Annotated in this window: 17 protein-coding genes and 1 pseudogene; 6 read left to right on the top strand and 12 right to left on the bottom strand. The window is 57.7% G+C overall.

What is annotated here, in order from left to right; genetic code table 11:
* Positions 1-671: 671 nt before the first annotated feature.
* From Pan189_RS04935 to Pan189_RS04945, 3 genes are all read right to left on the bottom strand, one after another.
* Positions 672-2,792, bottom strand: coding sequence for a TIR domain-containing protein (locus tag Pan189_RS04935; RefSeq protein WP_145362847.1), 2,121 nt, complete (start codon positions 2,790-2,792; stop codon positions 672-674).
* 760 nt (positions 2,793-3,552) lie between these two features.
* Positions 3,553-5,358 (bottom strand): translation elongation factor 4, encoded by a 1,806-nt coding sequence (gene lepA, locus Pan189_RS04940; RefSeq protein WP_145362848.1) that lies wholly within the window; start codon positions 5,356-5,358, stop codon positions 3,553-3,555.
* A gap of 292 nt (positions 5,359-5,650) precedes the next feature.
* Positions 5,651-6,043: a hypothetical protein gene (locus Pan189_RS04945; RefSeq protein ID WP_145362849.1), complete on the bottom strand. Its 393-nt coding sequence runs from the start codon at positions 6,041-6,043 to the stop codon at positions 5,651-5,653.
* A gap of 347 nt (positions 6,044-6,390) precedes the next feature.
* On the opposite strand from Pan189_RS04945, the gene Pan189_RS04950 reads away from it, so the two are divergent.
* Together Pan189_RS04950 and Pan189_RS04955 are read left to right on the top strand one after the other, a co-directional pair.
* Positions 6,391-7,962, top strand: a complete 1,572-nt coding sequence (locus Pan189_RS04950; protein ID WP_145362850.1) for a hypothetical protein — start codon at positions 6,391-6,393, stop codon at positions 7,960-7,962.
* A 266-nt stretch (positions 7,963-8,228) separates the two neighbouring features.
* Positions 8,229-9,191 (top strand): YybH family protein, encoded by a 963-nt coding sequence (locus Pan189_RS04955; protein ID WP_145362851.1) that lies wholly within the window; start codon positions 8,229-8,231, stop codon positions 9,189-9,191.
* A gap of 236 nt (positions 9,192-9,427) precedes the next feature.
* Here Pan189_RS04955 and Pan189_RS04965 read toward each other — a convergent pair whose 3' ends face one another.
* Positions 9,428-10,429 carry a hypothetical protein gene (locus Pan189_RS04965; protein ID WP_145362853.1) on the bottom strand — a complete coding sequence of 334 codons (1,002 nt, stop codon included), beginning with the start codon at positions 10,427-10,429 and terminating at the stop codon, positions 9,428-9,430.
* Between the two features lie 9 nt (positions 10,430-10,438).
* Between Pan189_RS04965 and Pan189_RS04970 the strand changes: the two genes are divergently transcribed.
* On the top strand, positions 10,439-11,023 hold the full coding sequence (locus Pan189_RS04970; protein ID WP_145362854.1) for a hypothetical protein: 585 nt from the start codon (positions 10,439-10,441) through the stop codon (positions 11,021-11,023).
* A 230-nt stretch (positions 11,024-11,253) separates the two neighbouring features.
* On the opposite strand, the gene Pan189_RS04975 is transcribed toward Pan189_RS04970, so the two are convergent.
* The 6 genes and pseudogenes from Pan189_RS04975 to Pan189_RS05000 all read right to left on the bottom strand — a co-directional run bounded on the left by Pan189_RS04975 (position 11,254) and on the right by Pan189_RS05000 (position 18,736).
* Entirely contained in the window at positions 11,254-12,780 is a 1,527-nt protein-coding gene (locus tag Pan189_RS04975) for an arylsulfatase (protein ID WP_145362855.1), read from the bottom strand.
* 12 nt (positions 12,781-12,792) lie between these two features.
* Positions 12,793-14,154, bottom strand: a pseudogene (locus Pan189_RS04980) (sugar porter family MFS transporter); the annotation flags it as partial.
* A gap of 58 nt (positions 14,155-14,212) precedes the next feature.
* Entirely contained in the window at positions 14,213-15,376 is a 1,164-nt protein-coding gene (locus Pan189_RS04985) for an MlaD family protein (RefSeq protein WP_145362857.1), read from the bottom strand.
* A 133-nt stretch (positions 15,377-15,509) separates the two neighbouring features.
* Positions 15,510-16,349 carry an ABC transporter ATP-binding protein gene (locus Pan189_RS04990; protein WP_145362858.1) on the bottom strand — a complete coding sequence of 280 codons (840 nt, stop codon included), beginning with the start codon at positions 16,347-16,349 and terminating at the stop codon, positions 15,510-15,512.
* A 45-nt stretch (positions 16,350-16,394) separates the two neighbouring features.
* Positions 16,395-17,228 (bottom strand): MlaE family ABC transporter permease, encoded by an 834-nt coding sequence (locus Pan189_RS04995; RefSeq protein WP_145362859.1) that lies wholly within the window; start codon positions 17,226-17,228, stop codon positions 16,395-16,397.
* A 200-nt stretch (positions 17,229-17,428) separates the two neighbouring features.
* A complete protein-coding gene (locus Pan189_RS05000; RefSeq protein WP_145362860.1) occupies positions 17,429-18,736 on the bottom strand; it encodes a PP2C family protein-serine/threonine phosphatase in 1,308 nt (435 codons plus the stop codon).
* A gap of 556 nt (positions 18,737-19,292) precedes the next feature.
* Between Pan189_RS05000 and Pan189_RS05005 the strand changes: the two genes are divergently transcribed.
* Complete coding sequence (locus Pan189_RS05005; RefSeq protein ID WP_310821100.1) at positions 19,293-19,790, top strand: PEGA domain-containing protein; 498 nt, start codon at positions 19,293-19,295, stop codon at positions 19,788-19,790.
* Between the two features lie 104 nt (positions 19,791-19,894).
* Here Pan189_RS05005 and Pan189_RS05010 read toward each other — a convergent pair whose 3' ends face one another.
* Complete coding sequence (locus Pan189_RS05010) at positions 19,895-20,482, bottom strand: protoglobin family protein (RefSeq protein ID WP_145362861.1); 588 nt, start codon at positions 20,480-20,482, stop codon at positions 19,895-19,897.
* Between the two features lie 134 nt (positions 20,483-20,616).
* Between Pan189_RS05010 and Pan189_RS05015 the strand changes: the two genes are divergently transcribed.
* Positions 20,617-21,063 (top strand): RrF2 family transcriptional regulator, encoded by a 447-nt coding sequence (locus Pan189_RS05015; protein WP_145362862.1) that lies wholly within the window; start codon positions 20,617-20,619, stop codon positions 21,061-21,063.
* Positions 21,064-21,184: 121 nt separating this feature from the next.
* Here the strand turns inward: Pan189_RS05015 and Pan189_RS05020 are convergent, their stop codons facing one another.
* Complete coding sequence (locus tag Pan189_RS05020) at positions 21,185-22,015, bottom strand: hypothetical protein (protein WP_145362863.1); 831 nt, start codon at positions 22,013-22,015, stop codon at positions 21,185-21,187.
* 272 nt (positions 22,016-22,287) lie between these two features.
* On the opposite strand from Pan189_RS05020, the gene Pan189_RS05025 reads away from it, so the two are divergent.
* Positions 22,288-24,150 carry a sulfatase-like hydrolase/transferase gene (locus tag Pan189_RS05025; protein WP_145362864.1) on the top strand — a complete coding sequence of 621 codons (1,863 nt, stop codon included), beginning with the start codon at positions 22,288-22,290 and terminating at the stop codon, positions 24,148-24,150.
* The last annotated feature ends 389 nt before the right edge of the window (positions 24,151-24,539 follow it).

Here is a 24,539-nt window from a genome sequence, read left to right on the forward strand (position 1 = left end):
CGTTGCGGGCTGTTTTGGTTTATCGAGTTTTAACTACGCGATCGTTCCGCGGTTCGCAGGAACCTCGGCTTATTGGAATGGGTGCCGGGGTGCGTGTCGCCCCCGCATCTGGGTGTTCGTGAGCTTATTGCACCGCCGAGTTTCCCGACAGGGTTTCGAACTTCACAATGGGCGCGATGCAAGGCATGAGCCGAGTCTCGCCGACGGAATCGACACGCCCTCCGCATACGGCGCAACCCGAATCAATAGGTTAGAGGACTGGTGCACCACCTCTTATCACCCCGCCGGTGATCGCAGCACTTTGCTGCCGTTCACGCGGCGGAAGTTGCCGCGGCAAACCGTCGGGCGCGTCCGATTTTTTCTTTCGATCTCGAATCACAGCAACTGAGGCTCTGAACTCAAAACACGAAGAATAACAAGCCATATTCAATAATCATCGGGTAGCCCGGCCGATGTTCGGCCGGGTGCCGACAGGCACAGGATGTTGTTCGAGAAACTTACAATGGAGTGAGTTGATTCCACAGTTCGAACGCTTCTCGAACGGCATCTTGTCGCTGCGTGACCGGGCTGACGCGTCGGTCGGCACAACCGGTGCATGGCTGCATCTCCCTCACTGCCACGCTCCGTCGCAATGCCACCCACCACACACATTTCGTCGGAAATGCATGAACTCATTCCACCCCATCATCGGTCAACAAATCAACTCTCTTTTCATCGTTCACCAGCTGTTCGATATCACGGGAAATGATATCAAGGCCGATTTCCTCCTCTGAGGGAAGCGAGGTGATATTGAGCTCTGACAGGAATTGTAGAAAGTCAAGGTCATCTCCGATCGCGTTTAAATCTGCGTCATTAATAAAGTATGGCAGAACTTTGACCTTTTTCTGACGTGCGAGCGAGACAGCAATTTTCGTCTCAAGATGAACATAGTCTTTATCGCTCACAATTCGATCGGGCTTCTCCATACTTTGCTTGCCTCGCCAATCATGAGAGAGCAGCATTACGACCACATTAGATGTTGCAATCGATTGTTCGATCTTCTCTCGGATATCTTCACCGGTGGATATTTCCGCAGAATCAAGAAAGGCTCCTTCGGACGGGAATTTGTCTCTAAGATGACGGTAAAGCCGTTCAGCAAACCTTTTCGCATCAGTTCTTCTGTAGGAAATAAACGCTTGATACTTTCTCGGTTGCCAAAGAGCGGCAGCAGATGCATGCACGCTCCATTTATTTAATGTGTCTTCGTCAACGTAGCACGCGGAGACTTCGAGTTCGCTATCGATATATGGGAGCTCTTCAGGGCTTATTCGACCACCGGAGAATGTTCTCTTGAAAGTATCTGATGCGAAATGCTCTAGCGGAAAGCTTCTAGAAAGGACTCTGAAATCAGCAACTGTGAAAGCCATCATCTCACCGTTGAGGCCGCGGTAAGATGAGTGAAAGGAATTCATGTAGTAGAAAAAGTCATTCTGCGAAAAAACCGTCTCATTATTGCTCACCCTCTCAAGAATCTCTTCGTATGACTCTTGATTCGGCACCCCAACTATTCGGCAGTCGGCCCAAACTCCAGGGCCTTTGTCCTTTCTTGACGGTCCTCCATCCCCGTGGTACAGCAGGACACGTGGCTCATCATCAGAGAAACCATGCTCCCACCACGATCTACCTATCCCGCTCGCAACCGGGAAGATGAGTTCTTTCCCATTCTGCTGTGCGTGGTAGAGCCGAGATGCCGACGTTGAATGTAGCTCGAACAACAAGCCGGAAATGTCCTCGATAGGAATAGCATCTCGCCTCACCGTAGTGTCGGGCCCCGTGTTCAATTCTAGCCAAACCCGATTGAATACCCTTGCCGTACTCGAAGATGTGCGAATGCGATCAAACGTATCGCTCCTTGGTACATATGGCGTTAAGAATAGCTTGAGATCAAAGCCTTCGAAGATATCGTAATCGCTATTAGTTAATTCGTGTTCGATGATGGAAGCATTCGGAAAATACTTCCGGCAAATCACCCACCGTGCCTTGAGTGGTTCGACTTTGGCAGGCGACTGCCAATCTGCGGGGCGAATTTCAAAGTCTAGAGCGGTTAAGGCATCCGTCCCAAGACAATCCAATGGAATTTCGGAAGATCGCAAGCTGAAGTCCGGCAACCCACGCATTTTAAAGTAATGCTTTGCTATCCACCTCGTGATTGACTCCATATCGTGAGGGTCGCCACGATAAGATTCTATTAATGTTTTTCGCAAACGATAAATGACATCTCCCCGAACATAAACGTCCGGGCGGGTACCAACGACCGAGAATCCATGGGAGACGTAAAATTCAATCTCGCTGTTCTCAGTCGAGGGAATCTCGACAATTAATTCCCGAAATCCACGCAGAATTGCAAACGCCTCGCATTTCTCCAGAAGTTGGGTCATCCCTGCAACTTTCGCCGAGGAATACGGCAGCGTCGATTGCGCTACACCTTTCCCCGCAGCCGACTTGTTACCTTTCTCTTGCTCAAGCTCCTTAACGATCAGATTTTTTACGACAACCGCGTCTGTCTCGGAGAGTGATGGCTGCGTCAAGATCACGCAGCCAATAATCTCTTCGGACGTGTGATCGCCGACCCATACCGGTCGAAACAGCCCGTATGCAATCCGACCCTTGCCTTTTGCGATATCATTGAGAGCGCGGTCAAGCCATACCGAGTGGCGTGGAAAGCAACTCGCAAGGTAGCTCGCCTCAGCCTGCAGATCTCTAATGACTGGGACCTGATTAGGCCGAAGGCGCCGGACACGAAAACCACTCACGATGCCTTAGCCTATTATTGTACTTCGCCCCTAGAGTTACCCGAGTCGCTGGGGCAGGTTAGATCAGGCAGCACCTCGCCAGTGTCGCCAAGTGACACCTTACAGCTCACGCGATTGTCGATAATTTTTACTCTTTTCTGTATTTTCGCCGCGGGATTATCGTACCCCCGGTGCGAAGAAATGAAATACAAGACGGCCTCCGGACTCTCGACGTTAGCAGGACCCCTCCGGGTCAGCAGGTCGCGTCGAAAGTCGCATATAGCTGCTTCCGCAGCCGTGGAAATGTCATCTATAGATGCGTAAAACCCTTGCTTGTTTACAAAATAAAGCGAGTATCGCGCGCGAGGTGAACTCATTCTTCGAATCCTTGCCTGTTCTCATTGACTGAAAGTTAAGCTGTTAAACTAACTGGGTAGTTACTAGAGGACCAGATTTCATTCGAGGCTCGACATTCCCGACATAGTCGACTGCCCAGCGGCTTTGTCAAGCCGACTGGTGCGAAAACGTCAGGATGAAGAGGGGAGCGTCAATGTAACACGCGCACTGACTGAACTTTGTCATTGCACAAGTGCCAGTTTACCGGAAGTCTGTTGTAGTGCAACTCTGTCAAGAAGGTGGACGCTTTCTGCGAGGGTGCTTTTCTTTCGCCACTGCAAGAATGTGCGGAGTTACATGTCGTGACCACTTCCCAGTCCCGACGTCAATTGTTAAACGGCCTTTGGTGCTGGCAGCAAACTCTCGTGCCACGTATCACGCGAGGCTACTCTTCCCCCGCGCTCAGTACACTCAAAAACGCCTTTTGCGGGATCTCGACGCGGCCGAATTGTTTCATCCGCTTCTTGCCCTCTTTTTGCTTTTCGAGGAGCTTTCTCTTCCGCGTGATGTCGCCGCCGTAGCATTTGGCGGTGACGTTTTTGCGGAGGGCGGAGATGGTTTCGCGGGCGATGACTTTGCCGCCGATGGCGGCTTGAATGGGGATTTGAAACTGGTGCTTGGAGATTTCCTCTTTTAATTTCTTACACAGACCGCGGCCGCGGCGGTCGGCGGTGGTGCGGTGCACGATCGTGGCGAGGGCGTCGACTCGTTCGGCGTTGACGAGGATGTCCATTTTGACCAACTCGGCAGGTTCCATCCGCTGGACTTCGTAGTCCATCGTGCCGTAGCCCTGCGTGATGCTTTTGAGTTTGTCGTACATGTCGTAGACGATCTCGGCCAGCGGGAGGTCGTACTCCAGCCGGGCGCGGTCGCCGCCGATAAATTCGGTTGTGCGGTACTCGCCGCGCCGCTCGGCGCATAATTGCATGATCGAACCGATATGCTCCTTCGGTACGATGAAGTTCACGCGGGCAATCGGTTCGCGAAACTCGTCGATCGAGCCCGCGTCGGGGACGTCTTGTGGATTGTCAATTTTTACCACGTCGCCGTTACGCATCTTAATTTCATAGGAGACGTTAGGCGCTGTCTGGATCAGGTCGACATCCTGCTCTTTCTCCAATCGCTGCTGGACGATCTCCATGTGGAGCATTCCGAGGAAGCCGCAGCGGAAGCCGAAGCCGAGGGCGTCGGAGGTTTCCGGCGCAAACGAAAAGCTGCTGTCATTAAGTGACAGGCGGCCGAGCTCGTCGCGGAGCTTTTCGAAGTCTTTCGAGTCGATCGGGTACATCCCGCAGAACACCATTTGCTTGGGCTTCTGGTAGCCCGGCAGCGGCGTGATGAGCTCGGCCTCTTTGGGATGGGTGATCGTGTCGCCGATGTCGATATGGTCGAGCTGTTTCTGGCCGGTGATGATATATCCGACCTGACCGGCTGACAGCGTTTTGCACGGCTCTCCCTTGGGCCGGAACTGACCCACTTCAATTACTTCATCGCTGAATGCTTTCCGCATGAAGCGGACGGGGTCGCCTTTCTTAAGAGTGCCCTCGACGACCCGCACGTAGACAATGACGCCGCGGAACGGGTCGTACTTGGCATCGAAAATTAAGGCGGTCAGCGGGTTGTCAACTTTTCCCGACGGGGGTGGGACCTTCTCGACGATCGCTTGGAACACGTCTTCGATATTCGTGCCCTTCTTGGCGCTGACCTTTAGCGCCTCGTAGGGATCGAGACCGAGGATCGTCTCGACTTCCTCAAGGACGTCGTCGATCCGCGTGACCGGGAGGTCGATCTTGTTGACCACGGTGATGATTTCGAGGTCGACCTCGATCGCGGCGTAGGCGTTGGCGACCGTTTGAGCCTGCACGCCCTGAAAGGCGTCGACCAGCAGCAGCGCCCCTTCGCATGCGGCGAGGCTGCGGTTGACCTCGTAGTGGAAGTCGACGTGGCCGGGCGTGTCGATCAGATTGAGCTCGTACATCTGACCGTCGGTGTGCTTGTAGTTGAGCGCAACCGTCCGGGCTTTGACAGTGATACCTCGTTCCCGCTCGACATCGAGGTCGTCGAGAATCTGGTTGTGGAACTCGCGCTCGGTGATCGCCCCGGTTTTCAGGAGGAGCTGATCGGCGAGCGTACTCTTCCCATGATCGATGTGCGCGATTATGGAAAAGTTGCGGATGTACTGCGGATCCATCGAGGTTCGGATCACTCTTCAGGCGGGTTGAAAACAGAGGTGACGGACTCGGTCACGCGGATGGACAGCATCTTATCGAGAGCACCGCCCGCTTTCATTCCCCCACGGGCGGGCGGACATGGTCCGCTCTTGTGCCTGCGGGCGGGCATGGCCCGCTTTTGTGCCTGCGGCAGCGAATGTGGTTGGCGATCAATGAATAGAGGGGTCGGGTTGGATTTTCGGGATGGCGCGTGAGAAAACCGCCGTGGGGGTCGGCGGTTTTCGATCGGTCAAGTTGTGTAACGCTGTTTGATCAGCGAATTCTCAACGAGAAGTAGGGGACGTTGATGTTGAGGCGGCTGCCGCCGTATCCGCCATAGCGTCCGTAGTAGCCACCCCGATAGCCGTGGTAGCCGCCGTAGTACGGGCTGGGTGCGTAATAGCGAGGTTGGCCGTAGTAGTACTGTCGCGGCACGACGCGCGGTGCGTACGGCTGGTAGAAGCTGCGTCCGCGGAAGCCGCGGATGCCATCGTCGTCATCGTAATCGAAGTTGCGCCGAAAGCCGTCATCGTCGTCGTAATCAAAATTGCGACGGAAGCCATCGTCGTCATCATAGTCGAAACGTTGCGCCGAAGCCGTGTTCGACGACGCGGTCATCGCGAACGCGGTGCAGAGCGTTGCGACGGCGATACCTGCGGACCTCATATCGTTCTCCATTCATCCTGGATGAAATCTTGTCCCCCGGTTCATTGTTGCGACCGGCGGGCCGATTGTCACACCGAAGCGGGGCTGACGCCGACGAATTGATCGTAAGTGTCTACTGGTAAGCGGCTTGCAAAAATCTTCGATTTTCGGGGAGGGTTTAGCTTCATTTTGGACTGTCCGGTATCGGTTCGCACTGATTGATCAACGTGCAGGAGCATGAAGTTAGCCCCTCATAGATACCGGACTTGGTTGCGTGGTGTGGCGTTTTGGGTTGGACTATCAACAATGCATCGTCAACAACGCCGATCTCCATTTCTGCCCATCTTCCGCAAGTTTCGAGACCACAGATGAGACACACACTTCATTATGCCGCCTGTCTTTTCGTACTCACGAGTTGCGTAATCGCGAATTCGGCTGCCGCGCAGGGATTCGATGACCTTCTTGAGCGGGTACCAAGGGCCGCCAACGCGATTCTGGCACTCGACGTCGAACGATTGCTCGAGACGCCGATGGCCAAGAACGATGGCTGGTCGTCAAAGCTGGAAGCCAAATACTCCGACCGGGCGACCTATCTGCCGCCGGAAGCGCGAAAGATCGTTGTTGCGTCAAGACTGGCGCCGACGAAAGACTTTCAGGAGGAATGGGAACTCGCCGTCATGTCTCTCAGCGAGACGATCCCGGCGCGGTTCATGGCAAAGCTGGAGGGCGGATACGTCGATGAGATCGCCGGTGCCGAAGCCGTTTGGACGCCCTCCGGAGCGTACCTGGTGCCCTTGTCGGGCAATCGCCTCGCAGTCGCTTCGCCGGACAATCGACAGTCCGTGGGACGTTGGATCGAGGGGGCCTTTGCTGGCAACGGATCGGTCACGTCGTTTCTTGAAGCGGCTGTCGATGGTGCTGATCCCGATGCCCAAATCGTTTTGGCGATGGACCTGAAGCACCTGCCGCAGCCGGGCAAAGTTCGCGAGCGGGTCGAAAAGTCGGCGGTCTTCGCCGGGAAAGACATCGCGGCTGATACTGCCGTCGAGATTCTCACCTCGATCGAAGGCATCGTGCTGCAAATTTCGATCGACGACAAAGCCGAAGGCGTGATGCGGATTCAATTCGGCAAGAACGTCGAACCACTTCGGCCGATCGCGCGTGATCTTCTGCTCGACACCTTCAACGAACTCGGTATTTCCTGGCCGGGGCTGACGCGGTGGGACGTCACGACCGAGTCGTTCGCGATCGTCGCCTCTGGTCCGCTCGATAAAGATGAGCTGCGTCGAATTATGAGTTTGCTGGAAGTTCCGACGACAAAATTCAGCGAACTGGAAGGGCAAGAGCCGGGAAGCGATGACAAAGATGTGGTCGCAAAAACCACACTCAATTACTTCCGCTCCCTCGAAACCCTCGTGGAAGATACCGAGCGGAACGTCGAAGCCTCGCGGCGAAAGCGGTCCAACAATGAAGCCGTCTGGTACGAACGGTACGCTCGGAAGATCGACCGCTTGCCGATCCTGAACGTCGACGAACAGATGCTCGCGTTCGGCCAGAGCGTCGCCGAGACCTTTCGCAATGTGGCCCTCGGTCAACGGTCGACGCGGATTCAAGGGGGCGTGGCCAAGACGAACATCAATGTCAGCGGCGACTCGATGAGCAATCGCGTCGGCTATGGCACAGTCGGTCGCAACTACGGAAATAATGGCTGGGGCTACGGCAATTACGGCAGCAACTATTACAGCGGCACGTACGACTATCGGTCTGGACCCGACCGGGCCAAAGATGACATCGCCGCCTACGGCCGCGAGGCACGGAAGATCGATACAGCCAATCAGGCCAAGGTGACGATTTCGGTCTTCAGCACCGCCGCCGAAATGAGCGGGGCGATGACCAAAATTCGTACGATTATGACCAAGCGCTACGGCGTCGAATTCTAACGCGACTGATTGACGCAATGCTGATCGCTCGGTGCCTTCCGCGTGAAAGCGGATGACCGCGAGACGCAGCAGTCGTTCAAGAGTAAAAGCCTCCGGCCGCTCAACGATCGAGATCACGGCGTTCGCCTGAATTTCGCTGCGAGTCAGCTTTGCGCTTTCGCCGAGCGCGAAAATGGCGCACGCTGGTTGGGTCACAATCCCCTGTGACGGGGCGTGCCGCGGGCCATCGCGACAGTCACGCAAACGATATCAAACGAGGAACGATCATGAAGTCCCTGCCGTCGCTCGCGGCGCTGCTGTTGTTCGGCGCCGCATTGCCGCACGCCACCGCCGACGATCCGACCGACCGGGTGCGGTCGAACGTCGCCGCTTATGTCGAAGCCTTCAACGCTCATGATGCATCCAAAGCCGCCGGCTTCTGGTCGGAAGTCGGGTGCTATCGAGGTCCCGATGGCACGCTCATTGAAGGTCGCGAGGCGATTCGCACCGGGTATGCGGGACTGTTCGAATCGTCTCCCGACATCAAGATTGAAGTCGATGTGCTTGCCATTCGGCAGACCTCGCCGAGTGTCATTCTTGAACAGGGAACGGCAACGCTGCTGGCGGGTGAGGACGTCAAACGTGATCTGGTCTACAAAGCAACGCACATCCGCACGTCGGACGGATGGAAGCTCGATAGCGTGAATGAACTGGATGCCGCCGCCGGCGGCGAACATCAGACGGCCTTGGAACCGCTCTCGTTTCTGATCGGTAATTGGGTTGATGACGGCGGCGACTTCAAAATTAAGATGACCTGCATCTGGTCGAAGAACAGACACTCATTGCTCCGCAAGTTCGAAGTGGTCTCCGCAGGGACCCTCGAACTCGAAGGCACCCAGATCATCGCTTGGGACCCACGCCGCGAAGAAATCCGCTCGTGGTTGTTCGATAGTGAAGGCGGCATCGGTAAGGGCACATGGGAGCGATCCGGGGATCGCTGGATCGTGACCAACGTGCAAACCCAGGGCGACGGCTCTTTGGCGGCAGCGGTCAATACGATTACGCCGCTCGACGACGACCGTTATCTGTGGCAGTCGACCGAGAGGGAGGTGGGCGGACGCCTGTTGCCGGACATCGCGCCGGTCACCGTTGTCCGGAAGGGAGCGAGCGAGAACGCCGATCCGCCGGAAGAGGAACATTCGAACTCAAACTCTCACGACAGCAACGCGGCCGCCCAGGAGGAGAAATAATGAACTCGCTTACAAAACGATTCTCGATCGCGTTGGCCGTCGCACTGTCATGCTCTCTGGTCGCCCATGACGCGTTCGCTCGCGGTGGATTGCGCGGCGGCGGCGGAGGTGGAGGCGGTCGCATTGGTGGTGGAGGACGATCAGGCGGTGGCGGAGGTGGCGGTCGATTAGGCGGCGGAGGAGGTGGCGGTCGGCCCAACATCGGCGGCGGGGGCTCTTTCAACCGCAGCCCATCATTAAGTCGACCAAACGCTGGCGGCGGAAGTCGTCCTAATTTCGGCGGCGGAAACCGTCCGAACACTGGCGGCGGAAATCGACCCAATATCGGAGGTGGAAATCGGCCCAATATCGGAGGAAACCGACCATCCACGCCGCCCGGCAATATCGGCGGCAATCGGCCGAGCATTGGCAACCGTCCCGGCGGCGGGGACCGGCCTAATTTCGGGGGCGGTGATCGGCCCGGTATTGGTAATCGTCCCGGCAGCGGGGACCGGCCCAACATTGGCAATCGTCCCGGCGGCGGGGACCGTCCGAATATCGGTGGTGGAGATCGACCCGGCATCGGCAACAGGCCCGGCGGCGGAGATCGACCGAATATCGGCGGCGGAGATCGCCCAGGCATCGGCAACAGGCCCGGCGGTGGAGACCGTCCGAGTATCGGCGGTGGAGACCGCCCAGGCATCGGCAACAGGCCCGGCGGCGGAGATCGACCGAATATCGGCGGCGGAGATCGACCCGGCATCGGCAATCGTCCGGGCGGCGGGGACCGACCGAACATCGGCGGTGGAGATCGACCCGGCATCGGCAATCGTCCGGGCGGCGGGGACCGACCGAACATCGGCGGTGGAGATCGTCCCGGCATCGGCAACAGGCCCGGTGGTGGCGATCGTCCAAACATCGGTAATCGGCCCGGTATTGGAGACCGACCGAATATTGGCGGCGGCAACCGTCCAAACCTTGGCAATCGGCCCGGTGGTGATCGGCCCGACTTTAGCAACTCGATACGCAATCGGGTTAATAACTCCAATTCGGGAAACCGCATTAATATCGACAATCGAGGCGATCGGAAGAACACAGCCGTCAATATTCGAAATGATTTTCGCAGCCGCCCGACAACCCTGCCCGGCCGACCCGGCTATGGAAACCGTCCCGGCTATCGACCGAATCGCCCGACCTTTGACCGAAACTGGTGGAATGGTCGCGTCAACGTCAACAATCGCCGGTATTGGGGCTACCATGCCGGTTGGGTGAATCGCCCGCGCGGATATTGGTGGGGGGCGACAACCTTCGCCGGCTTAACCGGCTGGATGGTCGGCACGGCATGGTCCGAGCCCGTTTATTACACCTACGGCACCGGGGGGAACGTCTACTACGAGGGCGACACCGTCTACGTGGAAGGCTCCCCCGTCAGTTCGCAGACCTATTATGACCAAGCCGTCACGCTGGCGAAGGCGGCGCCGGAGGTGACCGAGGAACAGGCCGAACAGATCGAATGGAAGCCGCTCGGCGTGTTCGCGATTGCGGCCGAAGACGCCGAAAAATCATATCGATATCTGCAGCTCGCCGTCAGTAAGGACGGCGTGATCGCAGGGACCTTCTATAATGAACTAACCGATACGACACGGCCGATCGAGGGAACGGTCGATAAAGAAACGCAACGGGCCGCGTTCACCTTCGCCGACGGCGAAAACACCGAAATTGTGATGGAAACGACGCTCGGCAATCTCTCTCAAGAGGACTCGACCGCCCTGGTCCACTTCGGTGACGTGATGACGCAGACGTGGTTACTTGTAAGGCTTCCCGATCCCGAGTCGGAAGAGTCGAACAGTTGATTGCGTATTTCGAATCCAGTCCAGATGCCCTATTGATCCGGCAATAGTCAAGTCAGTTTGGACAAGCGAAATACTCGAGTGGGATGAATGTGGACGGCGTCTCTACGACGCCCACAGCGATCTTGTGTCGGCTGAGATTACGCGAAGAGCCGAGGGTTTGCGTTCCGGGGGCGGCGAAAGCGCCGTCCCCGGCCACCTGAGAGAGAGCATACTTTTTCGGAACTGATTCTCTACTGATCCGCCGGACGCTTTTCCCTTCGCACTGGTTTGAGCATCTTGCCGCTCAACTGATCGACATTTTCCGCGATGTCATACCAAAGCTCCTTTAATTCCGCGGCAAGGCCGGCGTTTTTGTCGATCAGGTTGTGCATCTCCGTTCGGTCTTTCGCGACGTCGTAGAGCTCCCACGGGGCCGCCCGCGGCGTGACCAGTTTCAAATCGCCGCGTCGTATCGCCCGGTTTGTCGAGAATTGAAAATAAAGCCACTCATGCGGCTCCCGCTCCTTACCCGCGAAAATCGGTCTTAAGGTCTCGCCTTGCAGCGGTTCGACGGCTCGGTCGTTATAAGAGGTTGGATATTCGGCACCCGCCACATCGACGAGTGTCGCCATCAGGTCAATTAAGTGCGCGGGTTGATCGGAGATCGAACCCGGATCGGTCTTCAAGCCATTCGGCCAATGCACGATGCAGGGCGAAGAGATTCCCCCTTCATGCTGATTCTGTTTATAGAGGCGAAACGGCGTATTGCCGACGTGGGCCCAGCCCTTGTCATAGGTCCAATAGGATCGGGAATCCCAGGGTTGATATTGCTTGCCTCTGGTTCGCTCGAACGGGCAGGCACCATTGTCTGAGCAGAATACAATCAGCGTATTGTCGATTTCGCCATTCGATTTTAGGTCGGCGATCAGACGCCCGATGTTGCGATCCATGCGGTCGACCATCGCGGCGTAAGTCGCCATGCGAAAGTCTTCCCAGTCTTGCTGCTCGTCGGTCAAGTCCTCCCACGCCTTCACGTCCTTCGGTCGCGGACTCAACCCCCATTGTTTCTCGGCGATGCCCAATTTCACCTGCCGCTGATGCCGGTCCGCTCGGATGCGATCCCATCCCACAGAATATCGGCCGCGGTATTTCTTCACGTCTTCTTCAGGGGCCTGCAGCGGATAGTGCGGTGCGTTGTAGGCGACGTAGAGCAGGTACGGTTTCTCTTCCTGCCTCGCTTGATCTAAGAATGTGAGTGCGTAATCGGTGATGGCATCGGTCGTGTAATAGTCAGGGCCGAAGTCATCCCACTTTTTACCGTTTAACCGGAAGGTGTCATCACCGGTGAAGAAATTGGTCGCTCCGCTGAGGTGCCCATAGTAGCGATCAAACCCGCGATCGGTCGGCTGCTTTCTAAGGTGCCACTTCCCGGACATCTGAGTCGAGTACCCGGCTTGCCGTGCGACCTCGGCGATTGTCACGCCGCGATTCATGGCTTCATCGCCCGCCTGGCCGCAATACAGTCCCGTTAATAAGCAAACACGGGATGAGTGACACTTCGCCGTGTTATAGAACTGGCGCAGCCGCAGTCCTTCGGCCGCCAGTTGATCCAGCACGGGCGTCTCAATTTCCGATCCGTAACACCCGAGGTCCGCATAGCCGAGGTCATCGGCCATAATGTAGATGACATTCGGACGGTCATCCGCCGCGGCCGCATTCGTTAGCATACCGGGCAGGAACATTACGGCTGCTGAAAGATACTGGAGCGAGCGATTCATTAATTCTATCTCTTAAAGTTGCTTGTCCGGCGAGTGTTGCCTCGGTGCCATCCGACGTTCGATTTCTTCAAGGGGTACGCCCTTGGTCTCAGGGACGAACAGGATGATCCACGCCAGTTGCAGCATCATCATGCTGCAGAAGAAGAGGAAGACGGTGCCGGGCACGAAGAGGGAAACCATCTTTGGAAACAGCGTTGTCAGCAGTGCCGCGAAGATCCAGTGGGTAAAGCTACCCAGCGATTGCCCGGCGGCACGATGGCGATTCGGGAATATTTCGGCGATGAACACCCAGATCACAGTGCCCTGGCCAATCGCGTGGGACGCAATAAAAACAAAGATGCAAGCCGGGATAATCGAGAAATGCTCATTATAGAACGCCCACGAACAAGTTCCCAAAGAGGCGATATAGCCGAAGCCGCCGATCAGCAGCAGGGTCCGGCGTCCGAGGCGATCAATTAACCATAAACCGACAAAGGTAAAAATAAGATTCGTGACTCCGATGCCGACCGATTGCAGCAGCGCGGCCGACTGACCGAGTCCCGCGAGTTCGAAAATCCTCGGGGCAAAATAGAAGATCGCATTGATGCCCGACATTTGATTAAAAAATGCGATCAGAAATGCCAGTAGAATTGGTCGCGTCAGTTTCGTTGAGAAAAATGCATCGTTTCGATCGCCCTCTGACGTTGCGTTTTCGATCTCTTCGACCAGTCGATTAACTTCTTCATCAGTCCGGTGAGGATCAATTTGAAGCAAGACGTTTCTACCGCCGAGCCGATCACCTCGGGCTCCGATCAGCCAGCGAGGGCTTTCTGGCAGACACAGACACAATGCCGTGTAAATTAAAGCCGGGGCTGCTTCGACGCCGAGCATCCATCGCCAGGCCGATGGTCCGATTTCTGATAGCAGATAATTTGACAGCAGTGCCACAACGATGCCGAATACGATATTGAACTGAAATAGTCCGGCGAGACTGCCTCGAATTTTCGGCGGCGCGATCTCAGAAATATAAAGCGGAGCGGCCACAGTGGTGATACCGACGCCAAGGCCGCCGATCAGCCGAGCGATCATGAATGAATAGACGTCGGGTGCGAGGGCCGACCAGATCGCCGAGACAAAATAGAGGAAACCGATCGCAATCAATGTGGGGCGACGTCCGAAGCGATCGGTCGGCCATCCGCCGCAAAGGGAACCGATGACGGTACCCCACAGTGCGGCCCCCATCGCGGCGCCGTGCAACAGGTCGCTCAAACCCCAGATCGACTGGATTTGCTTTTCCGCACCGGAAATGACGACGGTATCGAAGCCGAACAAAAAGCCGGCGAGCGCGGAGGTGACGGAAAAAAAGAACAGGCGAGCGGTCATGCCCCTGTTGTAATTCGGTTGCGTCGAAACCGAAAGGAAGCGCGCTCAATTCGTGTCGGCGTGCCGCACGTCAGCGGAAGTCGGATCGCCCCGCGCGGCTTGATGAGCCGTTCGAAGTGCGTTCCGGTGGCGACGGGACTGGCCGGGTATCGCTCTTAAGACCGTCGCTGCCTCGCAGGGCACCGCGAACGCCGATCAACTCGGGATGACGGGCGATTTTGTCGCTGAAGACACGCAGGTCGCGCAGAACAGGCCCGAGATTCGACAGCAATACGCTGAGCGACTCGGCCGATCGATTAAGATTCTTGTAGAGCTTCGGGTCGGATGCGAGCAAGTGCAGGCTGCCGTCGCCGTCGTTGACGAGGTGGGCAAACTTATCGAGTTCGGCGGCGAAGCCTTCCGCGCTGACCAGAATCGATTCGACACGAGCTGTCATGCGTTCGGAACGCTCGGCCAGCGGCCCCGTCACATTCTTAAGATTAATCATATTCTCGTCGATGTTTGAGATCGTGCGCTGCGCGGCGTTGACCGTTTTGCGGGTATCTTCGACGAGTGTGGGCAGAATTTGCAGAGTTTCTTTAATCGCTTTCTGGTTTGCCTCATCGGCCACCAGGGCGTTGGCGGCGTCGATGGCGTTCTGCATCCCTCGCATGGTGACGGCGAACTCGTCGAGCGAAGTCGCCGCTTTGGCGATGATGACTTCGATCTGGCCGCGGTTCTCGTTGATCAGCCCGTTGACGTTTTTGGCCAGTGACCGGTATTCAATACTCGTTTGTTCGAGCGAAGCGACCGCGTCGGAAAACTGTGTCTCAAGGCGTCCGACGATCTCCATCGGGTCGATCGGCGGAACGCCGTGAAGCTGCTGTCCGGGCTTAACAAATTCCTGCGATGTCCCCGGTTCAAAGTTAATGCTCGCGTCGCCGATGAGCGTCCGCTGGAGCAGCGGTTTGGCATCCGTCCGCAGTTTAACGTGTTGCTGGATATCGGCGACAATGATCACTCCGCCATGTTCGTCATCGAAGCGAATGTCGACGACCTTTCCGATCGAAATGCCGTTCTTGCGAACCGGCGTCCCCGGAAAGATTCCGGGCGCTTTCTCGAAGTGGACGGCAATTTGATACGACTCGTCGAATAAAGAGTCGACCTTTCCGAAGGCGATCACCATGGCGGAAGCCGCGACGATCGCGAAGACCGTAAAGATGCCGACTCGAAATTGAAGCTGGCGTTCACTCATTGGTGCAGTACGTTGGAAAGGCTGTGGAAATGGATTCGGCCGGAAGTTTTGTCGTTAGAGTCTTGAGCGCGCCATACTCCTCGCTTCTCGCTTCTCGAATGGTCGCCGCGCTGCCGAGAAATTAATAGATGAATTAAGACATGCTTAACTCAGCAAGTCGTGATTTCGATTCGCCTCGAACGAATGAACGGATACGGTCGTCATCACTGTCGAGAGCATCTTCCGGCGTGCCTTCATATATGACTTGCGGCTCATCCGGTTCGAGTCGGGCGGCCGGATAGAGCATGACGACGCGGTCGGCGACGCGATCGACGGTGTGCATGTCGTGCGTCACGACGACACTGGTGACGCCCTGGCGTTCGGCCGTCTGAAGGATGAGTTCGTTGATGACGTCGCTCATGACGGGGTCGAGTCCCGTCGTCGGCTCGTCATAAAACATGACCTCGGGACTGAGCGCGAGGGCTCTTGCGAGGCCGACGCGTTTTTTCATGCCGCCGGATAGTTCCGCGGGTTTGCGGTCGCAGGCGGCATCGGGCAACCCGACTTCACGCACGCGCTCGCGGACGATCTGATCGATCTCGCGCTCGGACATCCGCGTATTCTGCCGGAGTCCGAAAGCGACGTTCTCGAAGACGGTCAGGCTGTCGAACAGCGCGGCGCCCTGGAAGAGGTAGCCGAATCTCAGTCGACGCTGCGTAATTTCGCGATCACTCAAATCGCTGACACAGTCCCCGTTCCAATAAGCCGAGCCGCTGGTCGGTTTAAGCAGCGACATCATCAACTTCATCGTAACGCTTTTGCCGCAGCCGCTCTCACCAATGAGAACGAGGGTTTCGCCCTTCCACAATTCGATATCAATGCCGCGTAGAATCACCGTCTTACCGAAGGTGCGCCACACATCGACCAGCGAGATGCACGGCGTCGCTTCGGCAGTTTGGTGAACCGCGGCGGATTGTTCGGTCACAGATGTCATTGTTCGTTCGCAGATGTCATTGATCAGGGGCGCAGTGAGGGACGATCAACCAAAGGCCGACGGGACGGGCCACAGCAGGAAGAAGAGCCGGTTGACGACGATCCCGATCAGAAAGTCGAGAACCAAAATGCTCACGAACGAAAAGACGAAGGCTTGCGTCGCGGCGCGGCCGACACCTTCGGCTCCGCTTCCGCATTGAAAGCCCTGATGGGAGGCGATCAGGCCGATCGATGCTCCGAAGAAGACGGATTTGATCAGACCGCTCATAAAGTCATAGGCGGTGATATAGACGAGCGTGTGGTGCCAGTAGAAGAAACTGTTCACACCGAGGACTTGCGTGCCGAAGAACCAGCCGCCGAAGATACCCATCGCGTCGGCGAGGACGGTCAGCAAAGGAATCAACAAGAGGCAGGCGAGAAACCGCGGCACAACGAGGTGACGAATCGGGTTCGCACCGAGGGCCCGGAGGGCGTCGATCTGTTCGGTCACCCGCATCGTGCCGAGTTCGGCAGCGATCGCCGATCCGACACGACCGGCGAGCATCGTCGCGGCCAGGACCGGTCCGAGTTCTTTAACGATCGTGATATTAATGACCGATCCGAGTCGGTTTTCGAGCCTCATCAACCGCAGTTGGTCGAAGCTTTGAACGGCCAGGACCATGCCGATGAATCCGCCGGTCACCAAGACGACCGGCAGGCTGAGCACGCCGATCTCGTACATGCATGTCAGCGTGACCGACCGCCGCGGACGCCCGGCGAGCGAACTCCGGATGACGTTCAGCGCAAATAACGTGAGATCGCCCAAGCCGCATACGGTGTGCAGCGTGACGCGCCCCAAGCGATGCAGTGAGGTGTCTCGTGGAACGGAAACCGTTGCCATGAAGTCGGTTCCGGGAATTGATCGGTTCGAGTTCGAAGTCACGACCGGTCTCGCGAGGAGGCCGGGGGCGAGACCGTAGCGAATCCGTCCGAACGGAGCGATAGCGAGTTGGAGCCGCGGCCGTCTCCGGGGAGAAGCCGCTTTTTGCTCCTGAGCTCTCAGCTCTCAGCTCTCAGCAGTCGGCGCATTGATGTCGCCGGTCATTCTGCGGCTTCGCCGCTTCCGAGCGTGGCCTGCTTGCGACGTTTGCGGTGGCGGTGCATGCCTTTCATCAGACAGTCGATGGCGGCGGCGTATTCCGCAACGGCTTTTCGGGTGTCCCCCTTGGCCATCGCTTTTGAGGCCCGTTGATAGTGCCTTTCGTGCTCGCCGGAGGTCAGGGGCCAACTTTCCTCTTCGGCGGCCCTGTGCAGGTCGGACTCGATCTGGGCGAGGTGCCTCGCAAACGGGACGTCGATTTGAGCCGTCGCGGCGCGATAGGCCTTCCATGTGCGGGTCGCGCTGCTTCCTGTTTCATGCAGGGTCGTTTCTGAGGACGACCGGAACCACAGTTGCCACAGGCGAAAGCCGATCCCCGCCAAGGCCATGACGGAGAGCCCGACGATAATCGTTCCGGGGACATAACGCTGGAACAGAATCAGGACGATGCCGAGCAGAAAGATGCCCGAAACGCCCCACGCTCCGGCGAGCAGCCAGATGTTCGTCGGCTCGGTTGGGTCAACCGGTTCCGGCTCCGGAGCTCCGGCCGGTCGCTTCCCGACTCGGGCGATTACCACCGAAATATTGTCCGATCCACCGCGGACGTTGGCCAGATTGACCAAAAGACGACACGCCTCGGCCGGGGGCAATGATCCGGCGATGGCCCCGATTTCCGGGTCGGTCACGTGACCCGTCAGCCCGTCGGAACAGAGGACGTAGACATCGTCCGACAGGATTTGAAACGGTCCTTCGAGGTCGACGTCGACCTTCGGTTCCGGCCCGAGCGACCGCGTGATTATATTTCGCGGCTCGTACATCTCGGCCACGTCGACGCTGATGCCCTTGCGCCGCGCCAGTTCCCACTGCAGGCTGTGGTCGAACGTCAGTTGATTGATGCGACCACGACGAATTCGGTAGCAGCGGCTATCGCCGACATGTCCGACGTAGGCCCCGTCTTTAGAGAGCACGAGCGACGAACAGGTCGTCCCCATGCGGCCGAAATCGGAGTTCATCTCTCCTTTTTCGTGGATCGCCGCGTTGGCATTGGTGATCGCTTCGACCAGCGCCTCGCCGGGCGAATCGAGTTTTGACTTCAAATAGGACTGCGGCAATACGTCTGTGCACATTCCGCTGGCGAGTTCGCCGACGGCGTGCCCACCCATTCCGTCGGCAACGACGAATAAATGGCCGCGCAACTCAAACGTTTCGGCATCCGACGCGACGCGGGTCGTCGTCGAATCCTCGTTGTTCTGGCGCCGCAAGCCGACGTCGCTGACGGTCGCGTAACGGACCGATTGATCAAACCGCATGAATTTCTCAGTGTCGCGGGCCGAGGAAGGGTCGCGGGCCGCGGGAGGACCCGAAGTTCGTCTTGCCTTCTCGGGCGGTATGGTAACGAAGCAGTCGATAGAAGGAACTGTCTTCGGACCATTCGGCGCTAAACTCGATGTCTCCACTGAAATTAGTATTCTTACTCAGTGCCCCCACGAGGGCCCGTTTCGCGAATTGATCGCGTCCCCGCGTCGTTCGAATCTTCTCCAGCGAAATGTGCGTGACCGCCAGCTTTCGGACCCATCTTGCGGCGGGTGGCCGGGGACGGCGCTTTCGCCGCCCCCGGAACGAAATATCTCGAATTTGGACGGTCTAGCGAAGGCGTCGGTAGTGACAAGTTCCCCGTGGGCGTCGTAAGAACGCCGTCCGCAGCCACCCTCCCGAACTTCTGATCCCTGCGAACTGACCCAATACCCAGCTTTCGGACCCCTCTTGCGGCAGCGGGTCAGTTCGCTACAATCCCGCCGCGCATCGGGCAGAGTCTGTCCCTTCCTCACGGGGATTGGCCTCTCGAAAGGATTCGCGTCGAATCCGATGATCACCCCCACACTGTTTCTGCCGACAGCCTCGATTCTTAACGAACAGACCGGGTCAATGGCGTATCGCCACGGCCAATTCGGACGGCGACGGGCGCTGATCGGCGTGGTGATCGCGTTGTCGACTGTGTTCGCTACCGGATGTAATTCGGTGCAGCGGCGGCTGACGATCCAATCCAATCCGCCCGGGGCGTTTGTGCTTGTTGATGGTGAAGAGGTCGGATACACGCCGGCCTCGATCGACTTCACCTACTACGCCGAGCGCGAAATTACGTTGATCAAAGACGGCTACGAGACTCTGACCACAATGCAGGAGTTCAAAGCCCCGCCGTATCAATGGTTCGGGGTCGACTTCTTCTCGGAGAATCTCTCACCGGTCATGATCACGAATCGTCAGAAGGTCGCCTACAACTTGCGACCGATGATCTCCGTGCCGACCGACGACCTGCTCGACCGGGCAGAAATGTTCCGCGACAACGCCGTATTCGGCCGCTAAAGCCGAATCGGATTATAGTAACGGCGGTCCGAAGTCGGCAGACGGCCCTCATCGGCGTCCCGGCGTCGACGCTTTCTCGGCTTGCACAGCTCCTTCGTCCGACCCTATCGATCTTGTTCGAGATTTTGATAGTGCCGCGTGATGAGGTCGTTCTGAATCCACAGCAGCTTGTTGAATGCGCGGAGCGTGCGGACTTCCGTTTCGCGATCGAGTCCCAGCCCCGTGATTGTCGCCACGAAGGCATCTGCGACGAATCCCATCAGCGCGTTCATTTGGACAAGCGGAACGTGCAGTTGCTGGCTTCCGGCTTTGGGCGTGTGAATCTTGCCGACCATGTCGAGGTATTCCGCCATCTTTCCGTCGTAAGGCTTCGTGACGAGCGTTTGCAGATAGCGTCCCAAATGCTGCTTACGGAAGGCGATCATCGGATGATCGACGGTCAACTCTTCGATACTCGGCGGCACGTCGCCTTCGTAGCCGTGTTGACGCGGGACGAAGTGTCGCTTCGTCGCATCGTAGCTGAAGAGTTTTTCGTAGACGGCATCGACGAGCGACGGCACCAGCGGCGCAACAGCGGGCGCGGCCCCGTGGACGGCGGCGACGTCGTCTTCCCCGAATCCGATAAACTCGGCCAGATAGCCGAATCGGTAGGCGAGATCCTCTTCCAGTTTCGGCTCGTCGATGTGTTGCATGGCAGACCTCTTCAGTGAGAGCGTGAACGAAAGCGTGTGGACATCGGACAAGGCCCGGCTAAACTGGACCACTTCATCCGATTCAAAAACCTACCGGCGGAAAAAGTGGATGTCAACGTCCACTTTAAGGCGTGATGATTTCCCAAACCGTCGAATACGCGCTCCGTTCGGTCGTGCTGCTGGCGCAGCGGTCGCCCGCTTTGTTGCGGACGGATGAAGTGGCCGAGGTCACTCAGGTGCCGCGGGCCTATCTGACGAAGGTGCTTCAGGCGTTGTCCAAGGCCGGCATCATCAAGACCACTCGCGGTGCTGGCGGCGGGGTCTGCCTGAATTGTGACCCGGCTGAATTGACGATTCTGGAGGTTGTCAACGCTGTTGATCCGATCGAACGAATCCGGACTTGTCCCCTGCAACTTAAGGCACATGGTGCCAACCTTTGCCCGCTGCACCACCGACTCGATGCGGCACTGGAGCAGGTGGAATCCGCTTTCGCCCGGACCACGTTGGCCGAAGTGTTGGCGGAGCCGACGCGGAGTGTACCGCTTTGTGATTTCCCCACAAATTCGCGGAATGAGCCGTAGCGATTGGCGATCGAAAAGATCGCAGAGCGATTTTCGCGCAAGTCTCGCAGTTTCCGCTGGCGATTTTTTTCAAACTTGCCGGCATTGCGGTTCTGAAAGCCACCAATTGAAGGCAACCGCTTTAGCGTCGAAGTTCGGTGACCACGAGATTCGGGAGCTTGAATGACGCTGGCGACGTTTGGCGATTTGCGCCGCTCGACTGGAAAATGTTCATTTCTATCACGGCACCTGCTGCGAGCGGCAACGTGGTCGCGACTTCGCCCGCGAGCCAAGAACTGGTGGCACTGCCGACGACGACTTTTTCCAAGATTCTCGATCCCGTCGCCGATGCCGTCAGGATGAAGTAGGTGCCGGCGCCAAGCCAACCGTCGACCGCGCAGAAAATTTCGACTGAATAGATGGAATCGCGTTGGATCACGATTCGGTCACCGCTCAAGTCAGCCATTCCGCCGATGTCGAAGTTCGTTGCGTCGAATTCGATTTTTGTGGCCACGCCATTGGCAAGTGTTTGCGGGTTCTGTCGATCGAGTCGACAGCGATGCGTCCGTCGCCCGTCGTGCTCGATGAGCCAGCGACCGCCACCGAGATGACGCAGCGCAACTCCATCGCCGCTTCCCGCAATTTCGGCCGAAACGAAGAGCGTGATCGTACTCCCGCCGCCGACGATCGTGCCGTTTCCCGCATGCACGGTCAGGCGAGCGGTCCCTTGATCGAAGAAGACACCGACGCGGCTATCGGCAAGGGGTGTGTCAGGTAAAGTGACCGTCAACCCTCCGGCCGACGTATCACAGATCACGAACTCTCCGGGCTGGGCGTTGTGATCGCCGTCGATCGAAACGGCAGCCGGTAAATTCCCGGCAAGCCAGCGAAAATTGTCGGAGAGCGCCGCACCACCGGTGTGGCTCGGCTCAGTGACGTACCGCAACGCGTTTTGCTGGGTCCAAACACTCATGGCTTCTTTGGCTTGAAAGTAGAACGGCGTCTATTGATAGGCTCGGAGTTGCGCGATTTAGCTTCCAACTCGCGAAATGCCCCGCCCTGACCGGTGCATTCGGCGACCAGTTTTCAGTAAACGCTCCGAGCGATCCCGCGGCGAAAACGAGTGCCGGCGCTCATCGACATCAATAGCTCCGATCGCACCCTGGGCGGCGCAACCTTGCGAGTCCTCTATCGACTCACTTCAATGGGGACTGATCTGTCCCGCCCCTTCGAGGTTGCTCAACTATGCGTCTGTCGCTGCTTGCTTTGTTTTGTCTTGCCGCGGTTTCCGCTGCTGCTCAGTCCGCCGATCGACCAAACGTCCTCTGGCTCACCAGCGAAGACAACGGCCCTCACATCGGCGCCTACGGCGACGAATACGCCGATACGCCGAATATTGATCGCCTCGCTGCCGAGGGACTGATCTATCAGAAGTGCTGGTCGAACGCCCCGGTTTGCGCGCCGGCCCGAACGACAATCGTCACCGGCATGTACGCCACGAGCGTGGGTGGCGAGCACATGCGCAGCGGCGTCCCAATGCCGCCGGGCTTCGATCTGTATCCGAAGATCATGCGGGACAACGGCTACTTCACCTCGAATTGGACGAAGGAAGACTACAACGTCGAGAAGTCAGGCAAGCTGTGGGACGGGAAGAAAGGGAAGTATCCCTGGCGGCAGCGGAGCGAAGGCCAGCCGTTCTTTTGCATCACGAACTTCACGACGAGCCACGAAAGCAAACTGCGGATGCGGCCTCACACGCCGGTGCATGATCCGGCGGGAGTTCGGGTCCCGGCCTATCATCCCGACACGCCGGAGGTTCGCCGCGACTGGGCTCAGTATTACGACAAGATCACCGAGATGGATCGGCAGGTCGGTGAAGTCCTCAGGCAGCTCGAAGAAGACGGCCTCGCCGAAGACACGATCGTGTTCTATTACGGCGATCACGGCTCGGGCATGCCGCGGAGCAAGCGCTCGCCGAAGAACAGCGGCCTGCACGTGCCGCTCGTGATCCGAATCCCCGAGAAGTACCGCTCGATGTTCCCCGGCGACTACGAGCCGGGCTTGAAGGTCGTACGCCTCACCGCCTTCGTCGATCTCGCCCCGACACTGCTGTCACTCGCAAGCATCGACGTGCCGGACTACATGCAGGGCACCCCGTTTCTCGGGGAGCAAAACGGCCCGGAGAAGAAATATCTGTTCGGCTATCGCGGCCGGATGGACGAGCGGATCGACATGGTCCGCAGCGTGACCGACGGACGGTACGTTTACGTCCGCAACTTCATGCCGCACCGCACGCCGGGGGCATTTCTTGCCTACCAGTATCAAACGCCGACAACGCAAGTGTGGAACGAGCAGTTTCAGGCAGGAAAGTTGAACGACGCGCAGTCGACCTTCTGGGAGGAGAAGGCACCGGAGGAACTTTACGACCTGAAGAACGATCCCGATGAAACTCGCAACTTGATTGAAGACCCGTTGCGGCGATCGAAGATACGCGAACTTCGCGTTGCCCTAAAGGAGCATGTCTTCGCCATTCGAGACACTGGTTTCTATCCCGAAGAAATGCTGCATCGGCAGCGCGGGGAACTGTCGCCCTATGAGTTCTGTCACGACTCTGAGCGGTACCCACTCAAAGAACTGTTCGGGACGGCGTACCTCGCTTCGGAGCAGGCGAACCCCTCGCACTGGAATCCGTCGCTGGCGAAGACCTACCGCTCGGCTTCCAATCCTGGAGTTCGTTATTGGGCGATCACCGGTTTATTAATTGCGAAGATCGGCGGCGACTCCGACCATTACGCCGTCCTGCTCGATGCCCTCAGCGACGACTCCCCCTCGGTGCAGATCGTCGCCGCCGAAGCGGTCGCCCGGTTCGGCAAAAAGTCCGACCGCGAACGAGCGATCGACCTCCTCATGGGCCTCGCCGACGTCCGCAAGCACGGCAACTACGTCGCCGACGCCGCGCTGAATGCGCTCACGCACGTGGGCGAACTCAGCGAACAACGCATCGCGACGATTAAGAACCTGCCCCTTCGCGACGGCAAGACATCGGGACGAGCGAATAAGTATGTCGAACGATTGGTCGAGTACCTGACGTCGGATCGGCCTTATTAATGTCGGGAGGCGCTGCGACAAGCACCTGTTCCTTAGGAGAGGTGGCCGAGCGCGTTGCGATGCCCGACGAGTTATTCGAAGTTCAACCGCGCGTTTGATCCGCGGTTCACAGGAACCTCGGCTTGTTGGGGAATGTAGGGCGGGCTGTGCCTGCCGCGGGTTTCGCTCCTTGCTCCTTGCTCCTCGCTTCTCGCTTCTCGCTTCTCGCTTCTCGCTTCTCGCTTCCCGCTTCTCGCTTCTCGCTTCTCGCTTCTCGCTTCTCGCTTCTCGCTTCTCGCTTCCCGATCCCCGCTCCTCGCTTTGGCGGGCACAGCCCGCCCCACGGGTGGTATTCCCAAACTTCTGTGGCGTATGGGTTTACGACGCCCAACCGCACATTGACCCAAATC

This window comes from Stratiformator vulcanicus, from assembly GCF_007744515.1.
In the GTDB taxonomy this organism is placed as follows: domain Bacteria; phylum Planctomycetota; class Planctomycetia; order Planctomycetales; family Planctomycetaceae; genus Stratiformator; species Stratiformator vulcanicus.